Annotated in this window: 22 protein-coding genes; 20 read left to right on the plus strand and 2 right to left on the minus strand. The window is 50.8% G+C overall.

Annotated elements, in window-relative coordinates:
• Positions 1–51: 51 nt before the first annotated feature.
• Positions 52–795: a sigma-70 family RNA polymerase sigma factor gene (locus H70357_RS11795; protein ID WP_052091987.1), complete on the minus strand. Its 744-nt coding sequence runs from the start codon at positions 793–795 to the stop codon at positions 52–54.
• A 186-nt stretch (positions 796–981) separates the two neighbouring features.
• On the opposite strand from H70357_RS11795, the gene H70357_RS11800 reads away from it, so the two are divergent.
• The 12 genes from H70357_RS11800 (at position 982) to H70357_RS11855 (ending at position 13,653) form a co-directional block, all read left to right on the plus strand.
• Positions 982–1,563 carry an ATP-dependent Clp protease proteolytic subunit gene (locus tag H70357_RS11800; protein WP_038589409.1) on the plus strand — a complete coding sequence of 194 codons (582 nt, stop codon included), beginning with the start codon at positions 982–984 and terminating at the stop codon, positions 1,561–1,563.
• A 19-nt stretch (positions 1,564–1,582) separates the two neighbouring features.
• Positions 1,583–1,789 (plus strand): hypothetical protein, encoded by a 207-nt coding sequence (locus tag H70357_RS11805; protein ID WP_038589412.1) that lies wholly within the window; start codon positions 1,583–1,585, stop codon positions 1,787–1,789.
• A 172-nt stretch (positions 1,790–1,961) separates the two neighbouring features.
• On the plus strand, positions 1,962–3,629 hold the full coding sequence (locus H70357_RS11810; protein WP_231578417.1) for a helix-turn-helix domain-containing protein: 1,668 nt from the start codon (positions 1,962–1,964) through the stop codon (positions 3,627–3,629).
• Positions 3,630–3,752: 123 nt separating this feature from the next.
• Positions 3,753–4,778, plus strand: a complete 1,026-nt coding sequence (locus H70357_RS11815) for an ABC transporter substrate-binding protein (protein ID WP_038589414.1) — start codon at positions 3,753–3,755, stop codon at positions 4,776–4,778.
• Positions 4,779–4,807: 29 nt separating this feature from the next.
• Positions 4,808–5,815 carry a FecCD family ABC transporter permease gene (locus tag H70357_RS11820; protein WP_038589416.1) on the plus strand — a complete coding sequence of 336 codons (1,008 nt, stop codon included), beginning with the start codon at positions 4,808–4,810 and terminating at the stop codon, positions 5,813–5,815.
• Positions 5,816–5,874: 59 nt separating this feature from the next.
• Complete coding sequence (locus tag H70357_RS11825; protein WP_052092515.1) at positions 5,875–6,855, plus strand: FecCD family ABC transporter permease; 981 nt, start codon at positions 5,875–5,877, stop codon at positions 6,853–6,855.
• A 24-nt stretch (positions 6,856–6,879) separates the two neighbouring features.
• Entirely contained in the window at positions 6,880–7,641 is a 762-nt protein-coding gene (locus H70357_RS11830) for an alpha/beta hydrolase (protein ID WP_038589418.1), read from the plus strand.
• A 214-nt stretch (positions 7,642–7,855) separates the two neighbouring features.
• Positions 7,856–8,251, plus strand: coding sequence for a GntR family transcriptional regulator (locus H70357_RS11835; RefSeq protein WP_038589421.1), 396 nt, complete (start codon positions 7,856–7,858; stop codon positions 8,249–8,251).
• Positions 8,252–8,263: 12 nt separating this feature from the next.
• Positions 8,264–9,652: a DUF5808 domain-containing protein gene (locus H70357_RS11840; protein ID WP_038589424.1), complete on the plus strand. Its 1,389-nt coding sequence runs from the start codon at positions 8,264–8,266 to the stop codon at positions 9,650–9,652.
• Positions 9,653–10,025: 373 nt separating this feature from the next.
• Positions 10,026–11,225, plus strand: coding sequence for a saccharopine dehydrogenase family protein (locus H70357_RS11845; protein WP_038589426.1), 1,200 nt, complete (start codon positions 10,026–10,028; stop codon positions 11,223–11,225).
• A 20-nt stretch (positions 11,226–11,245) separates the two neighbouring features.
• The gene (gene nspC / locus H70357_RS11850) at positions 11,246–12,382 is read left to right on the plus strand and encodes a carboxynorspermidine decarboxylase (RefSeq protein WP_379143227.1); all 1,137 of its coding nucleotides are present in this window, start codon (positions 11,246–11,248) and stop codon (positions 12,380–12,382) included.
• A 287-nt stretch (positions 12,383–12,669) separates the two neighbouring features.
• The gene (locus H70357_RS11855) at positions 12,670–13,653 is read left to right on the plus strand and encodes a phosphotransferase enzyme family protein (protein ID WP_038589429.1); all 984 of its coding nucleotides are present in this window, start codon (positions 12,670–12,672) and stop codon (positions 13,651–13,653) included.
• Between the two features lie 551 nt (positions 13,654–14,204).
• On the opposite strand, the gene H70357_RS11860 is transcribed toward H70357_RS11855, so the two are convergent.
• Positions 14,205–15,812 (minus strand): stalk domain-containing protein, encoded by a 1,608-nt coding sequence (locus tag H70357_RS11860; RefSeq protein WP_052091988.1) that lies wholly within the window; start codon positions 15,810–15,812, stop codon positions 14,205–14,207.
• A gap of 331 nt (positions 15,813–16,143) precedes the next feature.
• Between H70357_RS11860 and H70357_RS11865 the strand changes: the two genes are divergently transcribed.
• The 8 genes from H70357_RS11865 (at position 16,144) to H70357_RS11900 (ending at position 24,992) form a co-directional block, all read left to right on the plus strand.
• Positions 16,144–16,767, plus strand: coding sequence for a deoxynucleoside kinase (locus H70357_RS11865; RefSeq protein WP_038589432.1), 624 nt, complete (start codon positions 16,144–16,146; stop codon positions 16,765–16,767).
• Positions 16,764–17,417, plus strand: a complete 654-nt coding sequence (locus tag H70357_RS11870; protein WP_038589434.1) for a deoxynucleoside kinase — start codon at positions 16,764–16,766, stop codon at positions 17,415–17,417. The genes H70357_RS11865 and H70357_RS11870 overlap by 4 nt, the downstream gene beginning before the upstream one ends.
• 227 nt (positions 17,418–17,644) lie before the next feature.
• Positions 17,645–18,823, plus strand: coding sequence for a MalY/PatB family protein (locus tag H70357_RS11875; protein WP_038589437.1), 1,179 nt, complete (start codon positions 17,645–17,647; stop codon positions 18,821–18,823).
• 266 nt (positions 18,824–19,089) lie between these two features.
• Positions 19,090–20,040, plus strand: coding sequence for a nucleoside hydrolase (locus tag H70357_RS11880; protein ID WP_038589440.1), 951 nt, complete (start codon positions 19,090–19,092; stop codon positions 20,038–20,040).
• A gap of 110 nt (positions 20,041–20,150) precedes the next feature.
• On the plus strand, positions 20,151–21,395 hold the full coding sequence (locus H70357_RS11885) for a stalk domain-containing protein (protein WP_038589443.1): 1,245 nt from the start codon (positions 20,151–20,153) through the stop codon (positions 21,393–21,395).
• 237 nt (positions 21,396–21,632) lie between these two features.
• On the plus strand, positions 21,633–22,586 hold the full coding sequence (locus H70357_RS11890) for a radical SAM protein (protein ID WP_038589445.1): 954 nt from the start codon (positions 21,633–21,635) through the stop codon (positions 22,584–22,586).
• A gap of 241 nt (positions 22,587–22,827) precedes the next feature.
• Entirely contained in the window at positions 22,828–23,838 is a 1,011-nt protein-coding gene (locus H70357_RS11895) for an L-rhamnose/proton symporter RhaT (protein WP_038589447.1), read from the plus strand.
• 128 nt (positions 23,839–23,966) lie between these two features.
• Positions 23,967–24,992, plus strand: coding sequence for a bile acid:sodium symporter family protein (locus H70357_RS11900; RefSeq protein ID WP_063848038.1), 1,026 nt, complete (start codon positions 23,967–23,969; stop codon positions 24,990–24,992).
• Positions 24,993–25,128 lie beyond the last annotated feature (136 nt).

Here is a 25,128-nt window from a genome sequence, read left to right on the forward strand (position 1 = left end):
TCAATACACTCCTTTATAAATTGAAATAGCTGACCCACCTGAAGCCTTGGGTTAGGCGGCCATCCGCAGCCCGGCATGAGTGCTGCTGCTGCGGCCAGCGGTTGAACGGCTGCTGCTGGCAAAGTGCAGCGCCTGCACGGTACCTGTGCTTACAGCCATCGTAAGTTCCGCTGAATGTTCCTGGCGGAGAAGCTCCAGCATGACAGGGATTTGACCCTGCTCATAAGCATCGGCCAGCGCCGACAAGAGTTGCCGGTAATCGGCATCCAGCGGAACCGCAGGCCCGCCGTCCGCCGACAGATCCTCTCTAACGGCTGCGAGTGCCTGCCGTGCCCGGTGCAGCGCCGATTTCACCGCGCCTTCGGTTGTTTCCAGTTGTTCCGCCGTTTCACCCGCAGAATAGCCCAGCACATCCCGCATCAGAAAGGCCGTCCGCTGCAGCGGAGACTGGTGTTTCATTAGGGCCTGAAAGGCCACTTCAATTTCGGAGATCGTTCCGCCCGTTAACGGCTCTGCCTGTGAATGCCCGCGCTCCAGAGCGCGGCTCAGGGAAGCCCGTCGCCGTGCAGCATCAATCCATGTATTTTTGGCGATCCGCAGCAGCAGGGCTTCTGGATTCGGATTGGCCGGAAATTTGCCGTATCCCAGCGCCTTGGCCCAGGTCTCTTGAGCCAAATCCTCGGCTTCAATGCTGGACCGGGTAAGTGTCAGGCAATAGCGGTTCAGGACTGCTCCAAGCGACTGCAGACTTTTCTCACCGGTATGGTTAACGGTATTGTACTCTTCAAGGGTCATCACGCTTACGCATCTCCTTCTGGCTATCCCATTTAATTTGTTCCCTCTATTATATAAACGAATAGCTCATCATAAAAGATACGCATCATCCGTAAATTTAAAAATTCTGTATGTGCCGTATCCTTTGCCCGCCATGATCCGTTTACAGGGTATAAAGTTAAGGCACATTACAGGAGGTATATAAGAATGAGTATTATTCCCTATGTGATTGAACAAACGAGCAGGGGCGAGCGCTCTTACGACATTTATTCCCGGCTGCTGAAAGACCGGATTGTATTCGTGGGTGCGGCCATTGACGATCAGCTGGCTAACAGCATCATTGCCCAGCTGTTGTTTCTGGCGGCGGATGAGCCGGATAAGGATATTCAGATGTTCATTAACAGCCCGGGCGGCTCAACTACCGCAGGGTTCGGAATTTATGATACGATGCAGGTAATCAAACCGCAGATAAATACAATCTGTACCGGTTTTGCGGCTTCTTTCGCTTCGCTGCTGCTGCTCTCCGGGGCTACAGGCAAACGGTTCGCCCTGCCGAACAGCGAGATTATGATCCACCAGCCGCATGGCGGTGCACAAGGGCAGGCAAGTGATATCGCAATCAGTGCCAAGCGTATTCTGCAGATCCGGGAGAAGGTTGTGCGGATCACTGCGGAGCGCACCGGACAACCGGTGGAGAAGGTCGAAAAGGATATGGACCGGGATTATTTCCTGTCGTCCGAAGAGGCGCTGGAATACGGGATTATTGACAAAATCATTACCAAACTTTAAGCGAATGGAGCGGATGGGTATGCTGGCAGCATTGCAAGGGCAAGAGGTCACCGTTAATTTTCTGGATGGTTCCAGTGTCAGAGGCGGTGTTCTGGAAGAGATCGACGAGCGGTTCGTGAAATACCGTACGGAATATCAGGTACTGTACATTCCGATCAGCTCTATCCGTGCCGTAGCCGTGGAAACGAAGGAGCGGGAGCGTCCCCGCGTCGGATTCGGGCAGTAAGACCGTAATGTTCCGCTGTAACTGGAAGATCCCCGAAGCCCCTAACAAGGGGTTCGGGGATTTTTTTGCATCTAATGAAGTATTCTCGTCATTGCCATTGAGAACGATTATCAATTATACTTGTTTGTAATAAAGTAATATAAAAGTTCTGTAATGGTGGTGTTATATAACAATGGACCTAAAAGTAATGGAACCAGAAGTAACTTCTCCCGCTGAAAAGGATGCTGAGACTCTGCCGGACTGGGATCAGTTGTCCTTCAGACTGTTGTCGGTTCAGGCACTGAGGGGAGACGGGGAGGTTCGGCTGCCCCAGCAGCTGAATTTCTGCTATGCGCTGATTCTGGTGGCAGGCGGAGCAGTCCGGATTCATGTGGATCACCGCCAGGTGGAGCTGTCCGCAGGTTCAGTCTGTCTATGCCTGCCGGAGCAAACGATCGGAACGGCCAAACCGGCCGCCAGCCTGGATATGCATATTTTTTATTTTGAAGTCTATCATTACGGTAAACCGGAGAACGTTCGTGACCATGCAATCCATGACGCACTTCTGTTTCCGCCGGATACCATACTGCCGCACTTTCCAGCTAAGCAAATCTCTTCCGTCTGCAGTGAAGTTTTTCGGATATCCGGGGCTGGACAACAGAACATCAGCTTTCGCGCGCAAATAGATTTTCAGGAGCTGCTGTATGTGATTCGTATGAGCTGCCGGCAGAAGCCCAGAGATACGGGAAGGGCGCTGGAGCAGGCCAAGCAGTACATAGAGGATCACTTCACGGAGCCGCTGACGACTCAGGAGCTGGCGCAAGCCGCCGAGCTCAGCCCTAAGTATTTTGTGGACCTGTTTAAGCGGAAATACGGCAAAAGTGCAGTGGAATACGCCGCCGAACTGCGGCTGCAGCAGGCGAAACGACTGATGGCGGAGAGTGGACTGAAGCTGCGGGATATCGCCCACCGGGTGGGGTATGCCGATGAGTTCTATTTCAGCCGGAAATTCAAAAAGATGATCGGTGTGCCGCCTGCAGTCTATATGAAAAGCCGTCACCGGAAGCTGGTTGCTTATACTCCGGCGGTGCTGGGACAATTGCTGCCGCTGAACCTGACACCCTACGCGGCGGCACTGCATCCGAAATGGACGGAATATTATTATCTGAACTACCGCGGGGATATTCCCGTGCATATCAGCGCGTACCGCAACAACCAGGAATGGCAGGCTAACATTGATCTGCTGAGCCAGTATCCGGCTGACCTGATCATCGCCCGGGATGAGCTGAAGGAGCAGGAGAAAACCGCGCTGGAGAAGATAGCTCCAGTCTATTATAGTCATGGCGGCAGCTGTGATTGGCGTGGACAGTTTCAGGAACTGGCACAGGTTCTGGGCGAGAGCTGGCAAGGGGAGCAGTGGCTGTCAGCGTATGACCGTGAGGTGCGCAGCGCCAAAGAGCTTCTGCACAAAGCGATGGGTGATGAATCTGTTGCTGTGATCCGGATGCTTGGCAGCAAGCTGTATTTGTACTGCAATCACGGCATACTGGACATGCTCTACCGGGAGCTGGACTTAAAGCCGGCCTTTAAGTCCGGCGAAGGTATTTATAACGTGCCGGTTACACTAGAAGAGCTTGCGGCTCTGCCGGCAGATCATTTGTTCATGCTGATCCGCAGAGAGAACGATACGCTGGGCGAGTGGCAGAAGCTGCAGAATCATCCGTTATGGCTGAAGCTTTCTGCGGTTCAGAGACACCGGGTGCATCATATGAGCTCCGATCCCTGGCGTGAGCATTCCGCTTATGCGCAGCTGCGGATGCTCCGGCAGACGCTGCAGCTGCTTGCAGCCAATCGTCCATAAATGTTCCGCCTTTTGTCCATGGTACGGCAGCAGACCCTTCGTTATAATCGAAAATGATAATCATTATCACTTGTTGTGATATAGATTGGACATTTTACAGAGTGGAAGGGGATTTATAGAAAGATGAAAAGATCATTTGGGATAGCAGGACTGATAGCATTATTTGTACTCGTACTTACAGCGTGCGGAGGCAACGGCAACAATACGCCGGCAAATGGGGCCGCAAATGCTGCGGAAACCGCAACAGCAGCTCCGGCGGCTACGGCAGAGGCAACGGCAGAAGCCTCACCGGCAGTAACTGAAGCAGGCACGCGCACGATTGAATATTTAGGGGAGCAATATACGGTACCCGCATCAGCAGAACGGATTGTTATTACCGGAGCAATGGAAGCCATGGAGGATGCGCTGGTGCTGGATGTGCATCCAGTCGGCGCAATTACGTTCAGCGGTGAATTTCCGGAACGCTTCGCTGCCATTACGGACAAGGCTGAATCGATCGGGGAGAAAACCGAGCCGAACTTCGAGACCATCCTGAAGCTGAAGCCGGATGTGATCCTCGGGACTACGAAGTTCAAGCCTGAAGTAGTAGAGCAACTGAAGAAAATCGCTCCGCTCATTCAAGTCTCGCATATCGCCAGCAACTGGGAAGCGAACCTGAATCTGATGGCAGAGCTGACTGGCAAGCAGGAGCAGGCTGCGGCGGAAATCGCCAAATATCAGGCAGCACTGGAAAATGCAAAGGCAGAGCTTGGTGAGAAGCTGAAGGATCAGAAGGTAGTGGCAATACGTATCCGTGCAGGACAAATGTTTATTTTCCCTGCGGCGGTGTTTGTTAACCCTATCTTGTATAACGATCTTGGCCTAAGTGTTCCGGCAGAGGTAGAAGCTGCGAAAGCACAGGAAGGCATTTCGGTCGAGCAGCTGGCGTCAATGAATCCGGATATCCTGTTTATCCAATTTGCTGCTGATGAGAATGCCGAGACTGCAACAGCGCTGGAAGACCTGCAAAGCAATCCGATTATCCAAAAAATTAATGCGATGAAAAATAACAAGACCTTCGTCAATGTAATTGATCCGTTGTCCGAAGGCGGACCGGCATGGAGCCGCATACAATTCCTGCAGGCTGCAGTGGAGCAGTTGAACAAGTAATCTGAGATTGTACAAAAGAGTGGGATGATATGAAATTATCTGCCGGACTAAAGACGACCTCCCTGCTGGTGCTGGGGGTCGTCCTCATTATACTCGTCGGTGTCTTGTCGGTGCTCTATGGCACTAAATCCATCAGCTATAGCACGGTATGGAATGCGCTGTTTCATCTGGACGGGGACAATATTGATCATCTGATTATCCGGACCTCGCGGATGCCGCGGGTGGCCGGGGCGCTGCTGATCGGCGCGTTCCTGGCCGTATCCGGGGCCTTAATGCAAGGGATGACCCGGAATTATCTGGCCTCTCCTTCAATTATGGGGATTAGCGACGGATCTGTATTTGCCATTACGCTATGTATGGTGTTCCTGCCCGGCGCTTCATCCATGACGATGATTCTCTATTCACTGGCAGGCTCGATGCTGGGGGCAGCTTTGGTCTTCGGTACGGCCAAGCTGCTGCCCGGCGGTGCCTCGCCCTTGTCACTGGCCGTCCTGGGTACTATTATCGGCACCTTTCTTGGAGGGGTGTCGCAGGCGCTCGCTACCTATTTTCAAATTTCGCAAAATATCAGCTTTTGGTACAACGCCCGGCTGCATATGATGGACCCGGCGTTAATCAAGCTGGCAATTCCGTTTGCCGTGGTCGGCTTGGCTCTGGGCCTGATGATGGCCCGTTCCGTGACGATGCTCTCGCTTGGTGATGAGACCGCTGCAGGCCTCGGCCTTAAGGTCGCAGTGGTAAAAGGCCTGACGATGCTGAGTGTCGTCATTCTGACGGGAATCTCAGTAGCCATTGCCGGGAAAATAGCCTTTGTCGGCCTCATAATCCCGCATATTACGCGTTATCTGATCGGTCAGGACTACCGCAAGATCATTCCTTTTTCCGCTTTTTTTGGCGCGCTGTTCCTGGCTGCATGCGATCTCATCAGCAGGTTCGTGAATTTTCCGTTTGAAACGCCGATCGGTGTAGTCACCGCTTTGTTTGGGGTTCCCTTTTTCCTCTATTTAATTAAGACAAGAGGGGGTGGCCAGACTTGAGCAAGTCCTATCTTTCACCGAAACCAAAGCGGCTTGCTTTCTGGTCCTTGTTTCTGATCATGTGTGCACTCACGCTGTGTTTCATGTACATTAGCCTGACCAACGGAACCTTCGACCTTTCAGCGAAGGATGTGCTTCGCACTTTACTGCGGATTAATCCCGCCGCAGATCATGACCTCGTTATCTTTGACTTTCGTCTGCCGCGCATTGTACTTGGCGCACTTGTCGGATTCGGGCTGGGAATCGCCGGTGCTGTGCTGCAGGGCATCACCCGCAACTCTCTTGCGGATCCCGGAATTCTCGGTATTCATGCTGCTGCAGGAGCTTTTGTCGTATTGTACATGTTCTTTGCAGCAGGGACGATGAAGACCCCGGACTGGTTTGCGGTCCTGTCCATGCCGATGTTCGGATTTGTGGGCGGGCTGGTTGCCGTCATTCTGCTCTATATCTTCGCCAGGCAGAACGGTGAATTTAATCCGCAGCAGCTGATTCTTGTGGGCATCGCGCTTGCATCCGGCTTTGGGGCAATTACCCTGTTTGTCTCACTCAAAATGGACCCGCAAAACTATGAGATGGCCGCCGTCTGGCTGGCTGGCAGCGTGTACAGCGCGAACTGGAGACAGGTGCTTTCGACCCTGCCCTGGCTGGTGATATTAATTCCAGTGATCTGGAGACGCGCAGCTGTTCTTGATTTAATGCAGCTGCATGAAGTCAGTGTAAAGGGATTAGGTGTCGCTATAGGCAGAGAAAGGCAGATCCTGCTGCTCTGCTGTGTCGGTCTGGTCAGCGCCTGTATCTCCGTGTCCGGTAGCATCGGGTTTGTTGGCCTGATCGCACCGCATATCGCCAGAAGACTGATCGGCAACAGCTATAAGTATATCGTCCCCTTATGCGGCATGATTGGGATGCTGATGGTGGTTATCGGTGATTTTATCGGCAAAACGGTGTTCGCTCCGGCTCAACTGCCGGTAGGCATTGTCATCTCTATCATCGGTGTGCCGTATTTCATTTTTCTTTTGTTCAAGACACGCACGAAATAGGTGCGCTTGAAGGAGGTTAACATCATGGAAGGAACTTATATACAGGAAGAGATTGGCGGCCGCAGGCTGACTCTCTATACTCCGATGTCCTATGGGGAAGAGGGCAGACGGTTTCCGGTTGTTTATCTGCAGGATGATGGCGAAGTGATGGAGCATTCGCTGAATTACCTGGAGCACTTGTTTATAACCAAAGCGCTGCCGGAACTGATTTTTGTCGGCATTACCCCGCATGACCGGAATCATGAATACACACCATGGCCGTCGCCGGCCCTGATGCCGGACAGACCGGATTTTGGCGGTGGCGGCGGAGAATATTTGAAGGAACTTGTCGGGAGGATCAAGCCGTATGTCGACAGCAGCTATCATACTTTGCCAGGACCAGAGCATACGGGCCTGCTTGGCTGCTCCTTCGGCGGACTGATCTCGCTTTATGGATCTTACCTTTATCCCGATGTGTTTGGCAGGATCGGGCTGGTCTCCGCATCGTTCTGGTATGAAGGTATCTTGAATTACATACGCGGACAGAGCAGGACGCTGCCGGAACAGCGGATCTACATGTATGTCGGAGAGCTGGAGGGACTGTACAAGACAAACTTGCAAAAGCAAATGGTCCCGCAGTCGCGCCTCGCGCATGAGCTGCTGCTGGAGCAGGGCTTCAGCGACGAGACATTGCGTTTTGAGACCAACCCTATAGGAACACATGACAGTGTGTTTTTCAGCCAGCAGCTTCCGCATGCCCTGCACTGGCTGTTTGGAGCAGAGCATGCCGGGGGCAGCAGAGTCTGATCCTGTGGTGAGTGAATTAATGGCGGAGCAATCATATAAGGGAGTTTTCCGAAAACCGCGCTGGCGGCTGGAGGGAGACTCCTTTTTTAGTAGATCATGAAGAGAGGATCAACCAGGGACCCTTCGAGAGGGGAGACAGAGGTTGTCTGCTTTGACACTAAGTATTATTTGTATTACTATATGTAATACAAATAATCCGAAACGGAGAGCTTATATGATTATAACTCTAGATTTCAAAAGCGAACTTCCCATCTATGTCCAGCTGCGCAATGAGATAGTGATCGGTATTGGCAGCGGCGGGCTGGAGTGCGGCGAGAAATTGCCGACAGTCAGGCAGATGGCCGCAGACCTTGGCGTAAATGCTATGACCGTAAACAAGGCTTACGCCATTCTGAAGAATGAAGGTTTCATTTCCATAGACCGCAGGCATGGGGCGACCGTCTCGCCAAGCGGAAACGGACAGCCTGAATTCAAAGCCAAACTGGAAAATGAGCTTCGTCTGGTCATCTCTGAAGCAAGTCTGAAGGGAGTCGGGCGGGAGGAGTTCATGCAGCTATGCACAGGGATTTTCTCAACGGTGGCATTTAAACCAGGCACGCTGACGGAATAGGGGAGGTATCCAATGATTACTGTGTTTCTGATGGGAATCGCTTTGTTCATCTTTGCTGTCACCTTTACGATGTACTGGAGCTCAAGCAAGCCGAATGGCATCCTGTGGTTTGGGGTCAGCCTGCCTGCTCATGCGTTGCACAACGAGGAACTGCAGAGGTTGCAGAATTTGTGCAGGACAATGTACAAAAGGTACGGTGCACTCACCCTGCTGATGCTGTTGCCTATGCTGCTGGTACATGCCTACGTTTCTTTAGCAGTCATCTACCTGTTCCTATGGGCAGCCTTGATGATGGCCCTGCTCCGAATCCCTTTTGTCCGGACGCACCGGTCAATTGCTGAACTGAAACGGAAAAATGAATGGTTCGTCGGGGAGAAGCGGATCATGCGTATGGACACCAGACTATCTAATGCTCTGCACAGCAAAGAGGCAAAACTCTCTCTGTTCTTGTACCTTGTTCCGGCGCTAATTGCACTCCTTCCTTTTGGATTCAAGGTTTCTGGGGATGCCTCGTACATTGTACATGCTGCGGGAGGTACTGCGCTGGGAATGACCCTGCTCCTCTTCATCATATCGGCTTCCTTTTACAGAATGAAACCAAGGGTATATACCGTGAACAGCGAGATCAATATCCTGCTTAACAAGACCGCCCGCCGCCGCTGGTCCCGCCTGTGGTTTGGGATTGCTTTGGTTGGCAGCTGTACCGCAGCAATCACTGCCTATGCCGAAACCCTGAACGAAGGCACTGCAGGACTTATATGGAGCCTAGGCATGTTGAGTTTTTCGATTGTACCGATACTGGGCATTGTATATGTACATAATAGCTTAAAGAAACTTGAGGCGGTGGCGCTTGCGGGGGAACAGGAGATTTTATACACGGATGATGATGAGTATTGGATGAACGGGACAACCTATAATAACCCTAATGACCGTTCCATTATGGTGCCGAAGCGGATTGGAATTGGCACTACGATTAATATAGGGACAAAAACGGGTAAATATATATATTACGGCCTTTTTGTGTTTGTGGCGGTAGTAATCATCGGGACCGGATGGATCAGTGTCCAGGCAGAGTTCTCTACACCTGTAATGAAGATCGGCGACAGCGGAACTGTTAAGATTCAATTTCCGATGTACAACTACAGCTTTGCACTAGAGGATGTTCTTGAACTGAAGCTGGTGGATCAATTGCCGGAAGGCGGCAGAAGGACTAACGGTATTGGCACGGACAAAGTGGCTATAGGAAACTTTAAGCTGGATGATTTCGGCAAAAGCAAGCTATACCTCTATAAACAATCCCCTCCGTACATTGTAATCAGATTGCCTAACCTCTATGTGGTTTATAACCATAAGGAGGCATCCGAGACCCGGCAGATTTTTGCGGAGCTGCAAGGGAGGTGAGGAAATTCATTGATTTTAAAATAAATCGTATGAAGCAGACCCCTGCTGTGATACAATAGTCCGGTTGGCCTTGTATACGGGTATCTGTTCAATATAGCTTCTGCTTCTTTGGCGCAATGATGAGAAGAAGCCGAGAAAAACAGAGCATTCTCATGTATTACTATGAATTACAGAGTATTAATAAGGAAACCCGTAGATTTTACAGAAAAGGCATCAGTTTTTGTCGTTTTTTATTGATTTATTCAAAAGTATTCTGTATAATCAGCCTTGTTGATTTTTCATATGGAATAGCCCATGCTTCCGAAGCAAGTTTTGTATAAAGCTATTCTTCTGAAGCAACGCTGACAAAACTTTTTTTGGGAGGTTGTTAATTTTGGGAAAAGCGTTAATTATTGGCGCTGGCGGCGTAGCAAGTGTTGTTGTGCATAAATGCTGTCAGAACCCGGATGTATTTGAAGAGATCTGTATCGCGAGCAGAACCCTTGCGAAATGTGATGCTCTGAAAGATAAATTGGCCGGAGGCCAGACGAAGATTTCTACTGCTCAGCTCGATGCAGATAACACGGACGAGGTCATTGAACTGATCAAGAGCTTCAAGCCGGATGTCGTTATTAATGTCGCTCTCCCATATCAGGACCTGACCATTATGGATGCTTGTCTGGCAACGGGAGTGCATTATGTGGATACCGCCAACTATGAACCACAGGATACTGCTAAATTCGAGTATTCCTGGCAGTGGGCGTACAAAGAAAGATTCGAGAAAGCCGGAATTACCGCGCTGCTCGGCAGCGGCTTTGACCCTGGTGTAACTGGTGTGTTCACGGCTTATGCGCAGAAGCATTATTTTGACGAAATCCATACGATTGATATTGTTGATGCCAACGCGGGCGACCACGGTTATCCGTTTGCCACCAACTTCAATCCTGAAATCAATATCCGCGAAATTACGGCTAACGGACGTTACTTTGAGAATGGCGAGTGGATTGAAACTGCACCGCTGTCCGAGAAAAAAGTCTACGATCTCCCGGAGATCGGTCCGAAGGATATTTACCTGCTGTATCATGAAGAACTGGAATCCCTGGCTGCCAACATCAAGGGTGTGAAGAAAATCCGTTTCTGGATGACCTTCTCGCAGAACTATCTCACTCACCTGAAGGTGCTTGAGAATGTGGGCATGACTTCCATTGAGCCGATCCTTTATGAAGGTAAAGAAATTATTCCTTTGCAGTTCCTGAAGGCGATTCTGCCTGACCCGGCATCCCTGGGACCAAGAACCAAAGGCAAAACCAACATTGGCTGCATCATTCAAGGCACTAAAGACGGCCAGCCAAAAACTTACTATGTGTACAATGTCTGCGATCATGAGGAATGCTACAGAGAGGTTGGCTCCCAAGCCATTTCCTACACCACCGGCGTTCCAGCAATGATCGGGGCTATGCTGATTATAAAAGGCATCTGGAAGAAACCGGGCGTCTACAACGTAGAAGAATTTGATCCGGATCCATTCATGGATGCACTGAACAAACACGGGCTGCCTTGGCAAGAAGATTTCTCGCCAACGCTGCTGGATTAGGGCGTAACGTAATGAAGGATATAGATATCGATATCAGCTCGCTGCCTTCACCCGCTTACCTTGTGGATGAACGGCTGCTGAAGAAGAACCTCGAGACACTGAACTACGTGCAAGAACGTAGTGGTGCGAAAATTCTGCTTGCGCAAAAAGGCTTCTCCATGCATGCCCTGTACCCGCTTGTCGGACAGTACCTGCATGGCGTGACCTCCAGCTCCTTGTTCGAAGCCCGTCTGGGCTTCGAGGAAATGGGCAAAGAGGTGCATGTCTACGCGCCTGCTTATATGGACCGCGAGTTCGATGAGCTGCTCGGTTATACCGACCACATAGTGTTCAACTCGTTTGATCAGTGGAGCCGGTTCAAGGACCGGGTGCAGAATGCTCCGAAGAGAATCAGCTGCGGCATCCGTGTCAATCCGGAATATTCCGAGATTGAAGTGCCGCTTTATGATCCATGCTTCAACTTTTCCCGGATGGGCGTAACTTTGCCGAACTTCCGGCCCGATGAGCTTGAGGGTATCGATGGCCTGCATTTCCATACGATGTGCGAGCAGAACTCGGATACGCTGGAGCGTACGCTTAAGGTCGTGGAAGAGAAATTCGGACAGTACCTGCATGGCATGAAATGGCTGAATTTCGGCGGCGGCCATCATATTACCCGTCCCGATTATGATCTGGAGAAGCTGATCAGCTGCATCCTGCATATGAAGGAAACCTATAATGTCGAGATCTATCTGGAGCCCGGTGAGGCGGTTGCCCTCAATACCGGATACCTGGTGGCTACCGTTCTGGACACGATGCATAACGGAATGGATATTGCCATTCTGGATACTTCGGCCGAATGCCATATGCCGGATGTGCTGGCGATGCCGTACCGTCCGAACATTATCGGCGCCGGAGAGCCGGGCGAACATGCCTATACGTACAGACTCGGCGGCATGACCTGCCTGGCAGGAGATGTGATCGGGGACTATTCATTCCCGGAGCCGCTGAAATACGGCGACAAGCTTGTCTTCCTCGACATGGCGCATTACTCCATGGTGAAGAATCATATGTTCAACGGTGTGAACCTGCCGGCCATTGCTTCGTATAACGAAGAAGAGGGCCTTAAGGTGATCAGAGAATTTGAATATAGCGATTTTAGCAACAGATTGTCTTAATAATTATAATAGCGAGGCGTTCCGCCACCTGTGTTTATGGGTGAAGGGGCGCCTTTTTTTGGTTGCGGTTAACGGGGGAAGCGGAAGTACTGAATGGTTAAAGCTGTTTTATCTATTGCTCTTAAGCATAGTACTCGCGTAACATCGAGGCATGAAGCCAGCTAGCTTGAACGTGAAAGGAGTGATCGGCATGAAACGCCGGGCTAATCCATCTACTATTACATTGACGGTGAAGAGGAATTGATTACTTAATCCAATTGTGAACTGAAAAGGAGCTGCTGCAACGCATGCTGAAGTTAAAATATTTATTCTCGAATGAAAGTTTGGCGGAGATGCTGCTGGGGAACTGGACATATGATCCGGAGTCGCTGCATTTGTTCCAGTACTATCGAATCTCCTCCAATGCGATATATCCGTTCAGAAGTGCCGGGAACGGTCAATTCCTGCGGTTTGCCCCGCAGTCGGAGAAGCTTATAGAGAACTTGCTGGCTGAGCTGGAGTTCATCTCCTACCTGAAGGACTGCGGATATGGCGTGCTGGAGGCCGTTCCCTCCCTGGAAGGAAAGGAACTGGTAGAAGCGAGGACTCCCTGGGGAGAGTATTATGCTTCTGTCTTCAAGCGTGTACCCGGAGTTCAGCTGCAGGATACCGGCTTAAGCGATCATGTCATGTTCAGGTATGGCGAGGCCTTGGGCAAGCTGCATCAGCTGTCCAGCACGTATAGCCCTGTACAAATCAAGAGAGGGTCGTACCGCGATGTGCTGGACTGGACCGTGGATGTGTTAAAGGCGTTTCCGCAGGAAACGGCGGCTGTGGCGGAAGCTCGGGAGCTTGCCGAGTATTTCAGCAAGCTCCCGGTTACACCAGCCAATTACGGGCTGATCCATTATGACTTTGAACTGGACAATGTGTTTTATGATGAAGCTAGTGACACCATCAGCGCGATAGATTTTGATGACTGCATGTATCACTGGTATGCTATGGATATCGAGCAGTCGCTGGACAGCCTGGTAGAGGAGATTGATCCTGAAGAGTTTGGACTAAAGAAAGAACGCTTTATGGAAGGGTACCGCAGCCAGTTTAGTCTTCCCGATGACGGACCCTCTATGGCGGCGTGCAGACGGTTCGCCGATTTGTACGGGTATGCCAGAGTTCTGAGGTCCACCGCTGAACAATGGGAGCATGAGCCGGAATGGCTCACGGGGCTGAGAGGCAGGCTACACCATTCCCTGGTGACCAGATCTGCACGGTTTGGAGAGCGGTTAACCTAAAGCGTGCAGTGCAATGTGAGCAGTGTGACGTATGTTGATGGATGATGACGGATGTTAATGGATGTTAATGGATGCTAATAGATATTAATGGATTTTAATGGATGCTAATGGATGTTGATGGATGATGACGGATGTTAATGGATGCTACTGCCAGTCTTGAGCGGTAAGTAACTTGTTGCCGTCCCGCCGGACAACTCAGAAATTCGTAACGGGAATTGCGCCCGCTAAATAGATGATACTACCGGAATCTGAGTAACTAACGGGAATTTCTCCCGCCTTATTTAACCAAATGGCCCGATTGAGTGGAATGGCTCGAATTAGCGGGAGAAATTCCCGCAAAGGTTTTGAAGAGGATTGTTTATACAACAATACCGGGAGCTTTGCCCGTTATTGTTGCTAAGACTGACTTATGATCTTAACAGAAGCTTGCAGTAGAGGAAATCCTGAATTGATAAACCTCAGGAAAAAGCGGACCCCGCTTCCACGAAACGTGGAGCGGAGGCCCGCTTTCTGCTTTAGATCGGCTATTGGATAAGCTGGGGACTGGAGATCTATTTGTAAGTGATTGCAATCTCCTCTTCCTGCGGCATCCAGTTGACAGCTGCGCCAAGCTGTTCGCTGATGAAGCGCAGCGGCAGGTAGATCGTTCCGTATACGACAAACGGCGGGGTCTCAAGAGTTACCGTTTTGTTATTCACGGTCGTAGCCCCTGTAACAGAATTGATCGTGATCGAGATGGCGGGTTTATCGCCAGCGGCGCGGGTAATCGTCACTTTTTTATCCACAGTGGTTGTTGTACCTCCTGCTTTGCCTGAAGGGACACTCTTCGTATCTTCTTTGTAAGAGACATTGGCCCCCATCTTGTCAAACAATGAACGGAGTGGAATAAAGTTTTGCCCGCCCCGGGTAATTACACCGTTCGTTAGAGTAACCCTGTCGCCGTTCAAAGATACTGCAATCGGCTTCTGTACGGGAACGGGAGTTTTATAGCTGAACTCATACTCACCATACCCCAACTGTCCGTCTTTGTTGACGCCCCAGCCCAAGAGGGCCCCGTCCTTTTTTTGCAAAATAAGATGGCGCTCACCTTCCTGAATAGATGTGATATCAGAGGCAAGGAGAGTGAATTTCGCATCCGCTGACATGGAGTCGCCTTCAAGGGAGGCCGTGTAAGCTTTGCCATCTGCAGTCAGGGCGACGATTGACCGTTCCATGAAGTAGGCACCAGTCACGTTCTTGATGCCTGTAAGGCACACGGGGACTTTCTGCTCATGATAAGTGGTTCCGTCGGACCAGCCCGTTACGGTGGAACCCCAGAACCATAGGCGTGATTGAGCATCGATGGCCAGCATGGTCCGCGAGTTGCCATGGATCGAGCGGATATCTGTCAATCCGCTCACCCGAGAAGCGGATAGGACAGACGGAAATGGCTTTCCGGAATCAGCGGAGTCATAGGACTGTATAGGCCAGGTCCAAAGTGTACCATCTTTTTTAAGCGCATATTGCTGCGTCAGCTGGATGATACCGGTCAAATTCTGGACAGGCTCAAAGGTGGACAGCTCATCGCGGGAGGTCCATACAGTGCCATCTTTTTTCAGGAAGTTGATACGTTCCCAGCCTTTGTTTCCATCCCATTCATTATAACCATTCACCGCAGCGACATTATCTATGCCGGGAACAGCTGTAAAGAGGGGGGATTTGTCTTCGTCTGATACTCGGGGAGAGCTGAATACCGCGCCATTTCCATCTATAGCTATGTAACGGCTCCAAAGCGTAGAGAGCTCTGTTAGCTTGGTCAGTTCCTGCACAGGAGTGACTTCCACCGCCAGAGTCTTAGGGTTGGTCTGCCACCTCCACACGGCATTATCCGTTGTGACGGCCAGTCCTCCGGCCTGTAGGCCAAACCCATAGGCGGCTTGTACATCCTTCAGCCCCGGAAGCAGAGTAGGCACTGATTTGGTGCCACCCCATATCCAAAGGCTTCCGTCATTTTTAATCAGGTATTCTGGTCCATAGGACATAATGCCGGCAGTTGCCTGCACTGTTGCTGCGGCGGTTGTAGCGGCAGTTTCGGCACTCCCGGCAGCGGATGCATGTATTGAAGCCGTTGAAGCGGTTAAGCTCAGCAACAAGCATAAAGTCATCGTCCATTTTTTCACGGAAATCCTCCTCGATAATTTGCGTAATTGACTTATATAGGAAATAAAACAACCTGTAAGGTTAGACGCAAGGACTGGTAAAAAAGTTTCCTAACCAATCTAATACCGCACATTGCTCGGGAAGAGTAAAGCAATATCAATCAAAAGGCCGTATCCGCTAAGTCTGAAGCGGATACGGCCTTTTCTGGAGCTGTGCCTGCAAAAAAAATCACGAATTCATCCGTTCACAGAAAGCCCTCCTGTGATACAATAGTTTAGTCTGTTTTTTAAAGGAATAATCACAGCAAGCTTTACCCGGCATTGTCCGTACCTGAGGAGGAAATCAGCGTTAATGAAACATGCACCCTTTATAGCAGTGGAAGGCCCGATCGGAGCCGGTAAAACAACACTTGCCACGATGCTGGCCGGTGAATTGCAGCTTCCGGTCATCAAAGAAATTGTGGAGGAGAATCCGTTCCTGGACAAGTTCTATCAAAACATGGACGACTGGAGCTTCCAGCTTGAAATGTTCTTTCTCTGCAACCGGTATAAGCAGCTTGAAGATACCGTGAACGAGTACATCGCTAAGAACAAGCCGGTTATTTCGGATTATCATATTTATAAGAACCTGATCTTTGGCGAGCGGACGCTGAAAGGCACCAAACGTGACAAATACCGCGAAATCTATCATGTGCTGACCGATGATCTGCCGAAACCGGATATCATTCTTTATATCAGAGCGGATCTTGATACGCTGCTTACCAGAATCGCCAAGCGCGGCCGCCCGTTCGAAGAGGAGATTGCTCCTGCTTATCTGCAGCAATTAATAGAGGATTACGACGATGCGATGGCTTCTCTGGCCGTCAGCGAACCGTCAACCGTTATTGTGACCATCGACGGAACCCAGGTAGATTTTGTGGGAAACCAAGAAGACTTTGCCGCAATCGCCGACCACCTAAAGGAGCTTATGAAATGAACCCATACAACATCCCTGATAACGCAATTATCACAGTAGCCGGTACGGTAGGTGTCGGAAAGTCCACACTGACCGGAGCTTTAGCGAAGCGTCTCAATTTTCAGACTTCGCTGGAACAGGTAGACCACAATCCGTATCTGGAGAAGTTCTACCATGATTTTGAACGATGGAGCTTTCATCTGCAAATCTACTTCTTGGCCGAACGCTTCAAAGAGCAGAAGAAAATGTTCGAGCTGGGCGGCGGGTTTGTGCAGGACCGTTCTATTTATGAGGACACCGGAATTTTTGCCAAAATGCATGCCGATCAGGGCACGATGTCCAAAACGGACTACGAAACATACACCAGCCTGTACGAGGCTATGGTGATGACACCCTATTTCCCGCATCCTGATGTGCTGATCTATATTGAAGGCAGCCTGCCGTCGATCCTGACCCGCATCAATGAACGTGGCCGCGAGATGGAAATCCAGACAGATGTCTCCTACTGGGAGCATATGCACGGACGTTATTCGCAGTGGATTGGCGAGTTCAGCGCCTGCCCGGTGCTGCGCCTGAATATTGACGATTATGATGTGAATGATGCGGCTTCGATGGCGGAGATTCTGAAGCAGGTAGGGAAGTCGATCCAGCGGGTTCCGGTGGAGAAGTAGAAGTTGAAGGTCAATCGGAGAATCCGGTTGGCCTTTTTTGAAATAGAAGAATTTATATGCTTCACGCTATAAATTATCCTTCTATTTCTCGCTGAAACGGATACCGTCTTTTTGAGGACGGCGAAGCCGTTTCCACTTGATGGATAGGAATTAATGCGAGAGGTGCCTGAAGATATCCCCCTGTGATACAATAATCTGAAAAGCCGTAATGGATGGAGGAACCTCACTTGAAATATGACTTTGACAAAGTAATTAACCGCCGCAATACCCGCTCCTACAAATGGGATCAGTCCGAGAAGCTGTTCGGAGACAAGGAGATTCTTCCGCTCTGGGTAGCGGATATGGACTTCGAGAGCCCGCCTGCCGTGAAAGAAGCGATTCTGCGGCGCGTTCAGGAGGGAATATACGGCTATAGCGTGACGAGTGATTCCTATAAAGAGGCGATTGCCGGCTGGTACCGCAGACGCCATGACTGGGAGATTCAAAAGGACTGGATCACGGATTCCCCCGGAATCGTTACCTCGCTCAGCCTGTCGGTGGAGCTGTTCAGCAAGCCGGGAGATCAGGTGATTCTGCAGTCGCCCGTCTACTATCCTTTTTATGATGTGATCCGGATGAATGACCGCAAGGTGGCCATTAATCCGCTGAAACTCGAAGACGGCCATTATGTTATGGATTATGTCCAACTGGAAGAGCTGATGGCTGGCGGCGCTAAGCTGCTGCTGCTGTGCAGCCCGCATAATCCGGGAGGCCGGGTGTGGGAGCGGGAAGAACTGCTGCGCCTTGGAGAGCTGTGCCTGCAGTATGGGGTGACGGTGATCTCGGATGAAATCCATTGTGATATGGCTTTGCCGGGCCACAAGCATATTCCGTTCGCTTCCTTGTCGGAGGAGCTGTCGAATATTACACTGACCACGCTGGCCGCTACCAAAACGTTCAATTTGCCGGGCCTGCAGACCTCTTACATCGTAACCTCCAATCCGGAATTGAAGCGGAAATTTGAGTACAAGCTTAAGGCGCTCAGCCTGCACATGTCTCCTTATTTTACACCAGAGGCTGTGGAAGCGGCATATAATGAAGGCGGGGAATGGCTGGATGAACTCATACAGCATATCAGCGGCAATGCGGAATATGCCATCGGCTACCTCGCGGAGCACCTGCCGCAGGTGAAGCCAATGACACCAGAGGCTACTTACCTGCTGTGGATCGATTGCCGCGCACTTGGACTGGACGCTGAGGGTCTGAAGAAGCTGATGTACCGTGAAGCCAAAGTGGCATTTAACGAAGGATCAGTCTTTGGTACGGAGGGACAAGGCCATCTGCGGATTAATCTGGCTTGCCCGCGTTCCATTCTGGCCGAAGCACTGGAGCGTTTCAGTCAGGCTGCAGCACCTTATGTAAAATAAGGGGATTTACGCTGTTACTCATAAGCCCGCCGTATCACTTTTGAACACTGCCATGTTCAGGGGATACGGCGGGCTTTTTTGCGCCTGCTGATACTCTTTCATTTTGCACAACGATTTTTCTCTGCCCGCCTCCCACAGACAGCCTTAGGGGAAATTTAAAGCCTTAGGCAGATCCCATTAACCTGTCCTGGCATTGAGCACTTGGGATACCCGTGTTAAGATGAAAGCTATGATATGGATACATAATGGGAGTGGAAAAAATAGAGATGAGTAAAACCCGCATAATTATTGATTGTGATACCGGCATTGACGACGCATTGGCCATATTATATGCTCTGCGGACTCCAGATGTGGTTGTGGAAGGAATCACCACTGTATTCGGCAATATTGATGTCGCTCAGGCGGCAGATAATACATTGAGGCTGCTGGCCTTGGCCAATCCCGGTTATGAGATTCCCGTAGCCCTTGGCGCGTCCCAAGCGCTCGTCCGCGAGTTGGGCGGCTTCTCGACCCATGTGCACGGTGAGAACGGGATTGGCGGTGTTCAGCTGCCTCCATCGTCTCAGCAGCCGGTGCTGGAAACGTCATCCGAATTTATTGTCCGCCTGGCGGATGAGAATCCCGGCGAGATTGTACTCGTAACGCTGGGACGGTTGACCAACCTGTCGCTGGCGCTTGATCTGGACCCGGCTCTAACCGGGAAACTCAAGAAAGTAGTCGCCATGGGCGGTACCGTCTTTAAGCCCGGCAATGTTACAGCAGTTGCGGAAGCAAATCTGTGGGGAGATCCGGAAGCGGCCGACCGTGTATTCACCTCCGGGCTTCCCGTGCTGATGGTCGGGCTGGATGTTACGCTGAAGACACTCATCACCACAGCGCACCTGGAGCTTCTGAGGCAGTTCGGCAAGGAAGAGAACAAAGCGCTGATTGACTTCATGGACGAATCCTTGAAGTATTATTTTAATTTCTACCGTGAAGCGAATTATCTGATAGGTGGAGCACCGCTGCATGATCCGCTGGCGCTGATGGCCGCGCTGCAGCCGGACCTGCTGACCTGCCGCCAGATGAAGGTCCGCGTGGAGACCCGGGGTGAGCATACCGCCGGAATGGTCGTTGCCGATTTGCGGGCACAGCCCAAAGCGGGTGAATTCATAGAGGTTGCCGTTGATGTGGATGCGGAACGGGCCGTCGGCGTCTTTTTGAGCGCGTTTATGTGATAGTTACAATCTATTAATTTGCTAAAAATAACTATTTTGGTAAAATGGTAGACGGAACTGAACTAGGTTTGAGAGACTCGACATCCTATCATAGAATGGAGATTTTATACATGAAACGCTTAACGAAGCTGCTATTATGTGCAGCAATCTCTGTAAGCAGCTTTGCCGCTTTGCCTGCTCAGCCGACTCAAGCTGCCCCGGCGGGTGTCAGCATTATGCTGGACGGATATCCGCTGCCTTTTCCGGTTGAACCTGCGGTGATGAGCGGAACCACGATGGTGCCGTTCCGGGCGATCGCGGAAGCTTTGGGAATTCCGGTGGTATGGGACCAGGCCGCAAGTAAAATCACAGCAACCACAAGCGGTGCCGCCGGGACCACTAAGGTTATCCTTACACTCGGCAGCAAAAATGCAGCGGTGAACGGCGCAACCGTGAAGCTGGCTGTAGCTCCGCAAAATATCCGGGGCACCACGATGATCCCGCTCAGCTTCTTTGGCCAGCAATTTGGCGCAGCGGTATCCTGGAATCAGGCGAGCAAGACTGTATCGATCACTTCGCCGAAGAAGGATATGTATACGCTTGGGTTTTATGCGCAGGGAGCCTATAGCGAAGTTTCGCGGATTCCTGATTTTAGCGCGGTCGCCTTTGGGTGGAGCCGGATCGACCGCAGCGGACAATTCACTACAGCCAGTACTGATTTCTGGTGGCCGAAGGCTGACGGCGATGTGACACCGGAGTCCATCGTCCAGAATGCCGCTGCCGGAGGAACCACGCCTTACCTGATGGTTTATTCCGGGGACAAAGAGCTGGAGCTGACCAAGAATATGGAAGATCTTGAGCTTCAGCAGAAGACGATTACCAGCATTGTTGATTTGGCTTCACAGAAAGGCTTTAAGGGAATCGGGCTTGATCTGGAAGGGCTGGGGATGACCGGCGACAAGAAGCTGGTACAGAGCCAATATAATGTTTTTGTCAAAAAATTATCCGTAATGGCGCGGGCGGCAGGTCTTAAGCTGACCGTAATTCTTCCCCCGCTGAACGGCTCCTACAAAGGGTATGATTATAAGACGCTGGCATCGCTGGCCGATGATTTGGTGATTATGGCTTATGCGTATGAGGATGAGTCAGGTCCGGAGCCGATGAACAAAGTGGATGAAGGCATTCGTTTGGCCCTGCAGCAGGTGGATAAAAGTAAGCTGGTGCTCGGAATCTCGGTATACAGTGAGAATGCAACTTCCGTCAACGCCAAGATTGGACTGGCCAAACGGTATGGCCTCAAAGGCATCGCCATCTGGCGGCTTGGACTGATCGGACAGCCTGTTTGGAATGAGATGAGCAAATCGCTAGAGTTGTAGAACGGTAGAGTTGCCGGAAATCATAGATTGGATCTGAAGGTTGAAGATGAATGTTAGTCGGTTTGGAACTAGAGGCTGCCCGCCGGGCAGCCTCTTCTTGCTATTTCCAGGGAAGGCAGCAGTGCAGATTGCGTTCTTATACAACAAATATCACATTATCTTGAGCTGCAAACCTTTATAATCTCTAAGGTTGACCCTTGAGCAGGATATCTTATTTTTTTAGGAGGCTTATCAAACATGAGCATGAAATATAAATCACTGGAGCTGGACAAACCGCTGACGTATGAACTGGAAGGTTTGGAGGTTGGCGTGACCTCGAACTGCAATTTCCGCTGTGATTACTGCTGTGCATATAATAGAAACGACGGGCAGAGCATTAATGGCAAGGAGGTTATCCGTATTCTGGAGGAGCTTCCCGGGCTGAAGCGGGTCCGCCTCTCCGGCGGTGAAGTCACCTTGAAGTTTCAGGACTGCGTTGAAATTGTATCCTACTGCGCTTCCCGGGGCATCCAGACCCAATTGAACTCCAACGGCAGTCTGCTGAATGCGGAGCGCATCGAACAACTGGTGTCTGCCGGGCTGACTACGATCCATATCTCGTTCAACTTTACGACAGCGGATGCCTTCTCCCGTTATTACAACATTCATCCAAGCGTCTATGACAAAATCAGAGAGAACATCACGATGTTCGCCAAGACAAGTGTGGACGTCGTGCTGGAAACGCTGCTGTTCAATGAAACACAGGACAATATGAAAGAAATCAGCGATCATGTCTACTCTATGGGTGTTAGAACGCACGAGATTCAGAACAGCATCATCATGGGCCATACCGGCTGGAAAGCCATTGCTGCCCGCGAACAGCTGAAGAATGCAGTGAATGAGCTGATTGAACGCAAAAAAGAAGATACAACGCTCTACTTCACCTGCATGGACCGCTTTATGGAAGCACTTGGTTTCCAGGAGCAGCTTGGGGTATATTTCCCGCATTGCATAGAAGGCAAGAAACAGCTGCACCTGCATGGCAACGGCGATATTCTGATCTCCGAGCTTTGCCACCCGGTAATCATCGGCAACATTTATCAGGGAACCTCGTTGAACGAGCTGTACAGCAACATGCCTGAGCCGCTCTCACAGTTTCTGGAGAAGCAGCCTTGCCCGGCGCTGGACGCTTTGTTTCCGCAAGGCCTATAGAGAGCTGTGACGAACCGGATTCAGCTTGAAAGAGCCGGTTCGGCAGCTCAGCAGCAGACAGGACCGCGGCATTCCAGCTGCGGTCTGTTTTTGCTGCCGGTTTGATAGATCAGCGTGAGATATTTCTTGTGAATTTCATCCCACAATGAAAACTTTCATGTATAATCATCATCATGTGCACTACTAATGCAGAGATACTCTGCAGCTTACCTACATAGACAAAGTTCGGGAGGATTACAACGTGATTTACGGATTTTTACTATTGCTGTTGGCTTGTTTTTTCCAGGGCAGCTTTGGACTCGGCATGAAGAAATATCAGCCGTTCTCCTGGGAGGCCTTCTGGACGATCTTCTCGCTGGTGGGGATTCTGATCATTCCGGTGGTCTGGACATGGATCGAGGTGCCTAATTTCTTCAGCTACATCCGGCAGACCTCCTCTGATGTGCTATGGACCGCCTCTTTTTGCGGTTTTCTGTGGGGGATCAGCTCCATAATGTTCGGCAAAGCGATTGACTCCATCGGGGTTTCGCTCACTTACGGGGTAAACATGGGCATTTCGGCTTCCCTGGGCTCATTAATTCCGCTGTTTATCTTTGGAAATATACCTGCTGCGGGTTCGTTCACCGTGCTTCTGATCGGTGCGGCGATTATGCTGGGCGGGGTTGCAGTCATTACTAAGGCCGGTCTGCTCAAGGAAAAGCTGATTACCGCTTCCGGTCAAGGGACAAGCTCCGGCAGCAGCCTTACCAGAGGATTGATTATAGCTTCGGTTGCCGGTCTGGGTTCGGCAGCGATGAATATCGGCTTCTCCTATGCGAATCAGGCTGTGGATATTGCCGTTGCTGACGGAACGGCCAAGATCAGCGCCAGCCTTATTTCCTGGGTAATTACGTTGTCCGGTGGTTTTGTTGCTAACTTCGCCTATGCGCTCATCCTGCTGATCAAAAACGGCACTTACAGGGATTATGTTGCTAAGGGGGCAGGCACCGCCTATGTCAAAGCTTTGGCTACCGCATTAGTCTGGTTTCTGGCACTTGGCTTTTATGCCAAAGCGACAGCTTTGCTGGGACCGCTTGGCTCCGTGGTCGGCTGGCTCGCCTTTAACGGCTTGTCCTTAATTATCAGTAATGCCTGGGGTCTCAGGGACGGGGAGTGGAAAGGGTTTGCAGCTCCCAAGAAACTGCTGTTATGGGGCAATGTAATCCTGATTCTGTCCTGGATTGTCGTGGGGATTGCGAATAGCATGGCGTAGTTTTCTGCAAATCGCCATGATTAACAGACAGAGGCATCATGAGAATCTGTTAAGATTTCAATAAAGTCTGCAATGTGAAATCTATGGAGAAGGCATGTATGCTGCTGCATACATGAAGGTAGAAGAACATGCTCAATGGAATAAGGAATGGATTGCTGCGTTCCAATACGCTGCTGGAAAAAATAATGCCGCTGCTGACACCGGCTGCTATCGCGTTTGGCGTTCTGAACGAGAGCAGGCTTCTGCCTTTTACCTGGCTGGTGCCGTGGATATTTGCCTTCATGACACTGATTGGCAGTCTCAAGTCTAATTTTCGTGATTTGCTGGCCGTACTGCTCAAACCGCAGAAGCTGATTATTCTGATGGTCATTTTGCATGTGGTCATGCCGCTGATCGGCTGGGTTGCGGCGAAGGCTTTTTTTCCGGGCGACCCCTATACGGTTACGGGTTATGTACTGTTGTTCGCTATTCCGACTGGAGTCGTCAGCGTGGTCTGGGTATCCATGCACGGCGGCAATGTGGCACTTACACTGGCGCTGATTCTCATTGATACCTTGCTGTCACCGCTGATCGTACCGGGTACACTGCATCTGCTAATGGGGGCAAGCGTGGAAATCCAGCTCGGGGAAATGATGAAGGGACTGCTGTGGATGGTCGTATTGCCTTCTCTGGCGGGGATGCTGCTGAATCAATGGACAAAGGGAACGGCCGGCAAAGTGTACGGTCCGCCGCTGGCTCCATTTGTCAAAGTGGGGCTTTTTATCGTCGTATCGATTAACGGTGCCAGTATTGCCCGGTATTTAAAGCATCCGGACGGCAAACTCGCGCTGATCCTGTTCGTCACCTTTGGAACGGTTGTGCTTGGGTATGTGATCGGAGCCTTGGTGTCACGCCGCCTTCACTGGGATTACGAAAATTCGGTGGCCGTGCAGTTTAACTCCGGGATGCGTAACCTGAGCGCGGGGGCTGTGCTGGCGGTGAAGTATTTCCCTCCCGCTGTGGCGCTCCCGGTCATTTCCGGGATGCTCTTCCAGCAGATTCTGGCCGCATGCTCAGGATTTGTAATCCGCAGCAGGATGAGACGCATGCAATCCGAAGATGCTGTAGCACAGTCAACCTCAACATCTCCAACGGAAACGACGATCTCCTCATAGAAGCATTATAACGATAAGCAGGCGGAATAACTTTCCGGCCTGCTTTTTTTGAGTAGCAATAAAAATGATACTAAAAAACTATTTTTTCGACGAAATACGCTATTATTTTCTGAAATTCTACATCTAATCTTCACTG

This window comes from Paenibacillus sp. FSL H7-0357, from assembly GCF_000758525.1.
Classification (GTDB): Bacteria; Bacillota; Bacilli; order Paenibacillales; family Paenibacillaceae; genus Paenibacillus_AQ.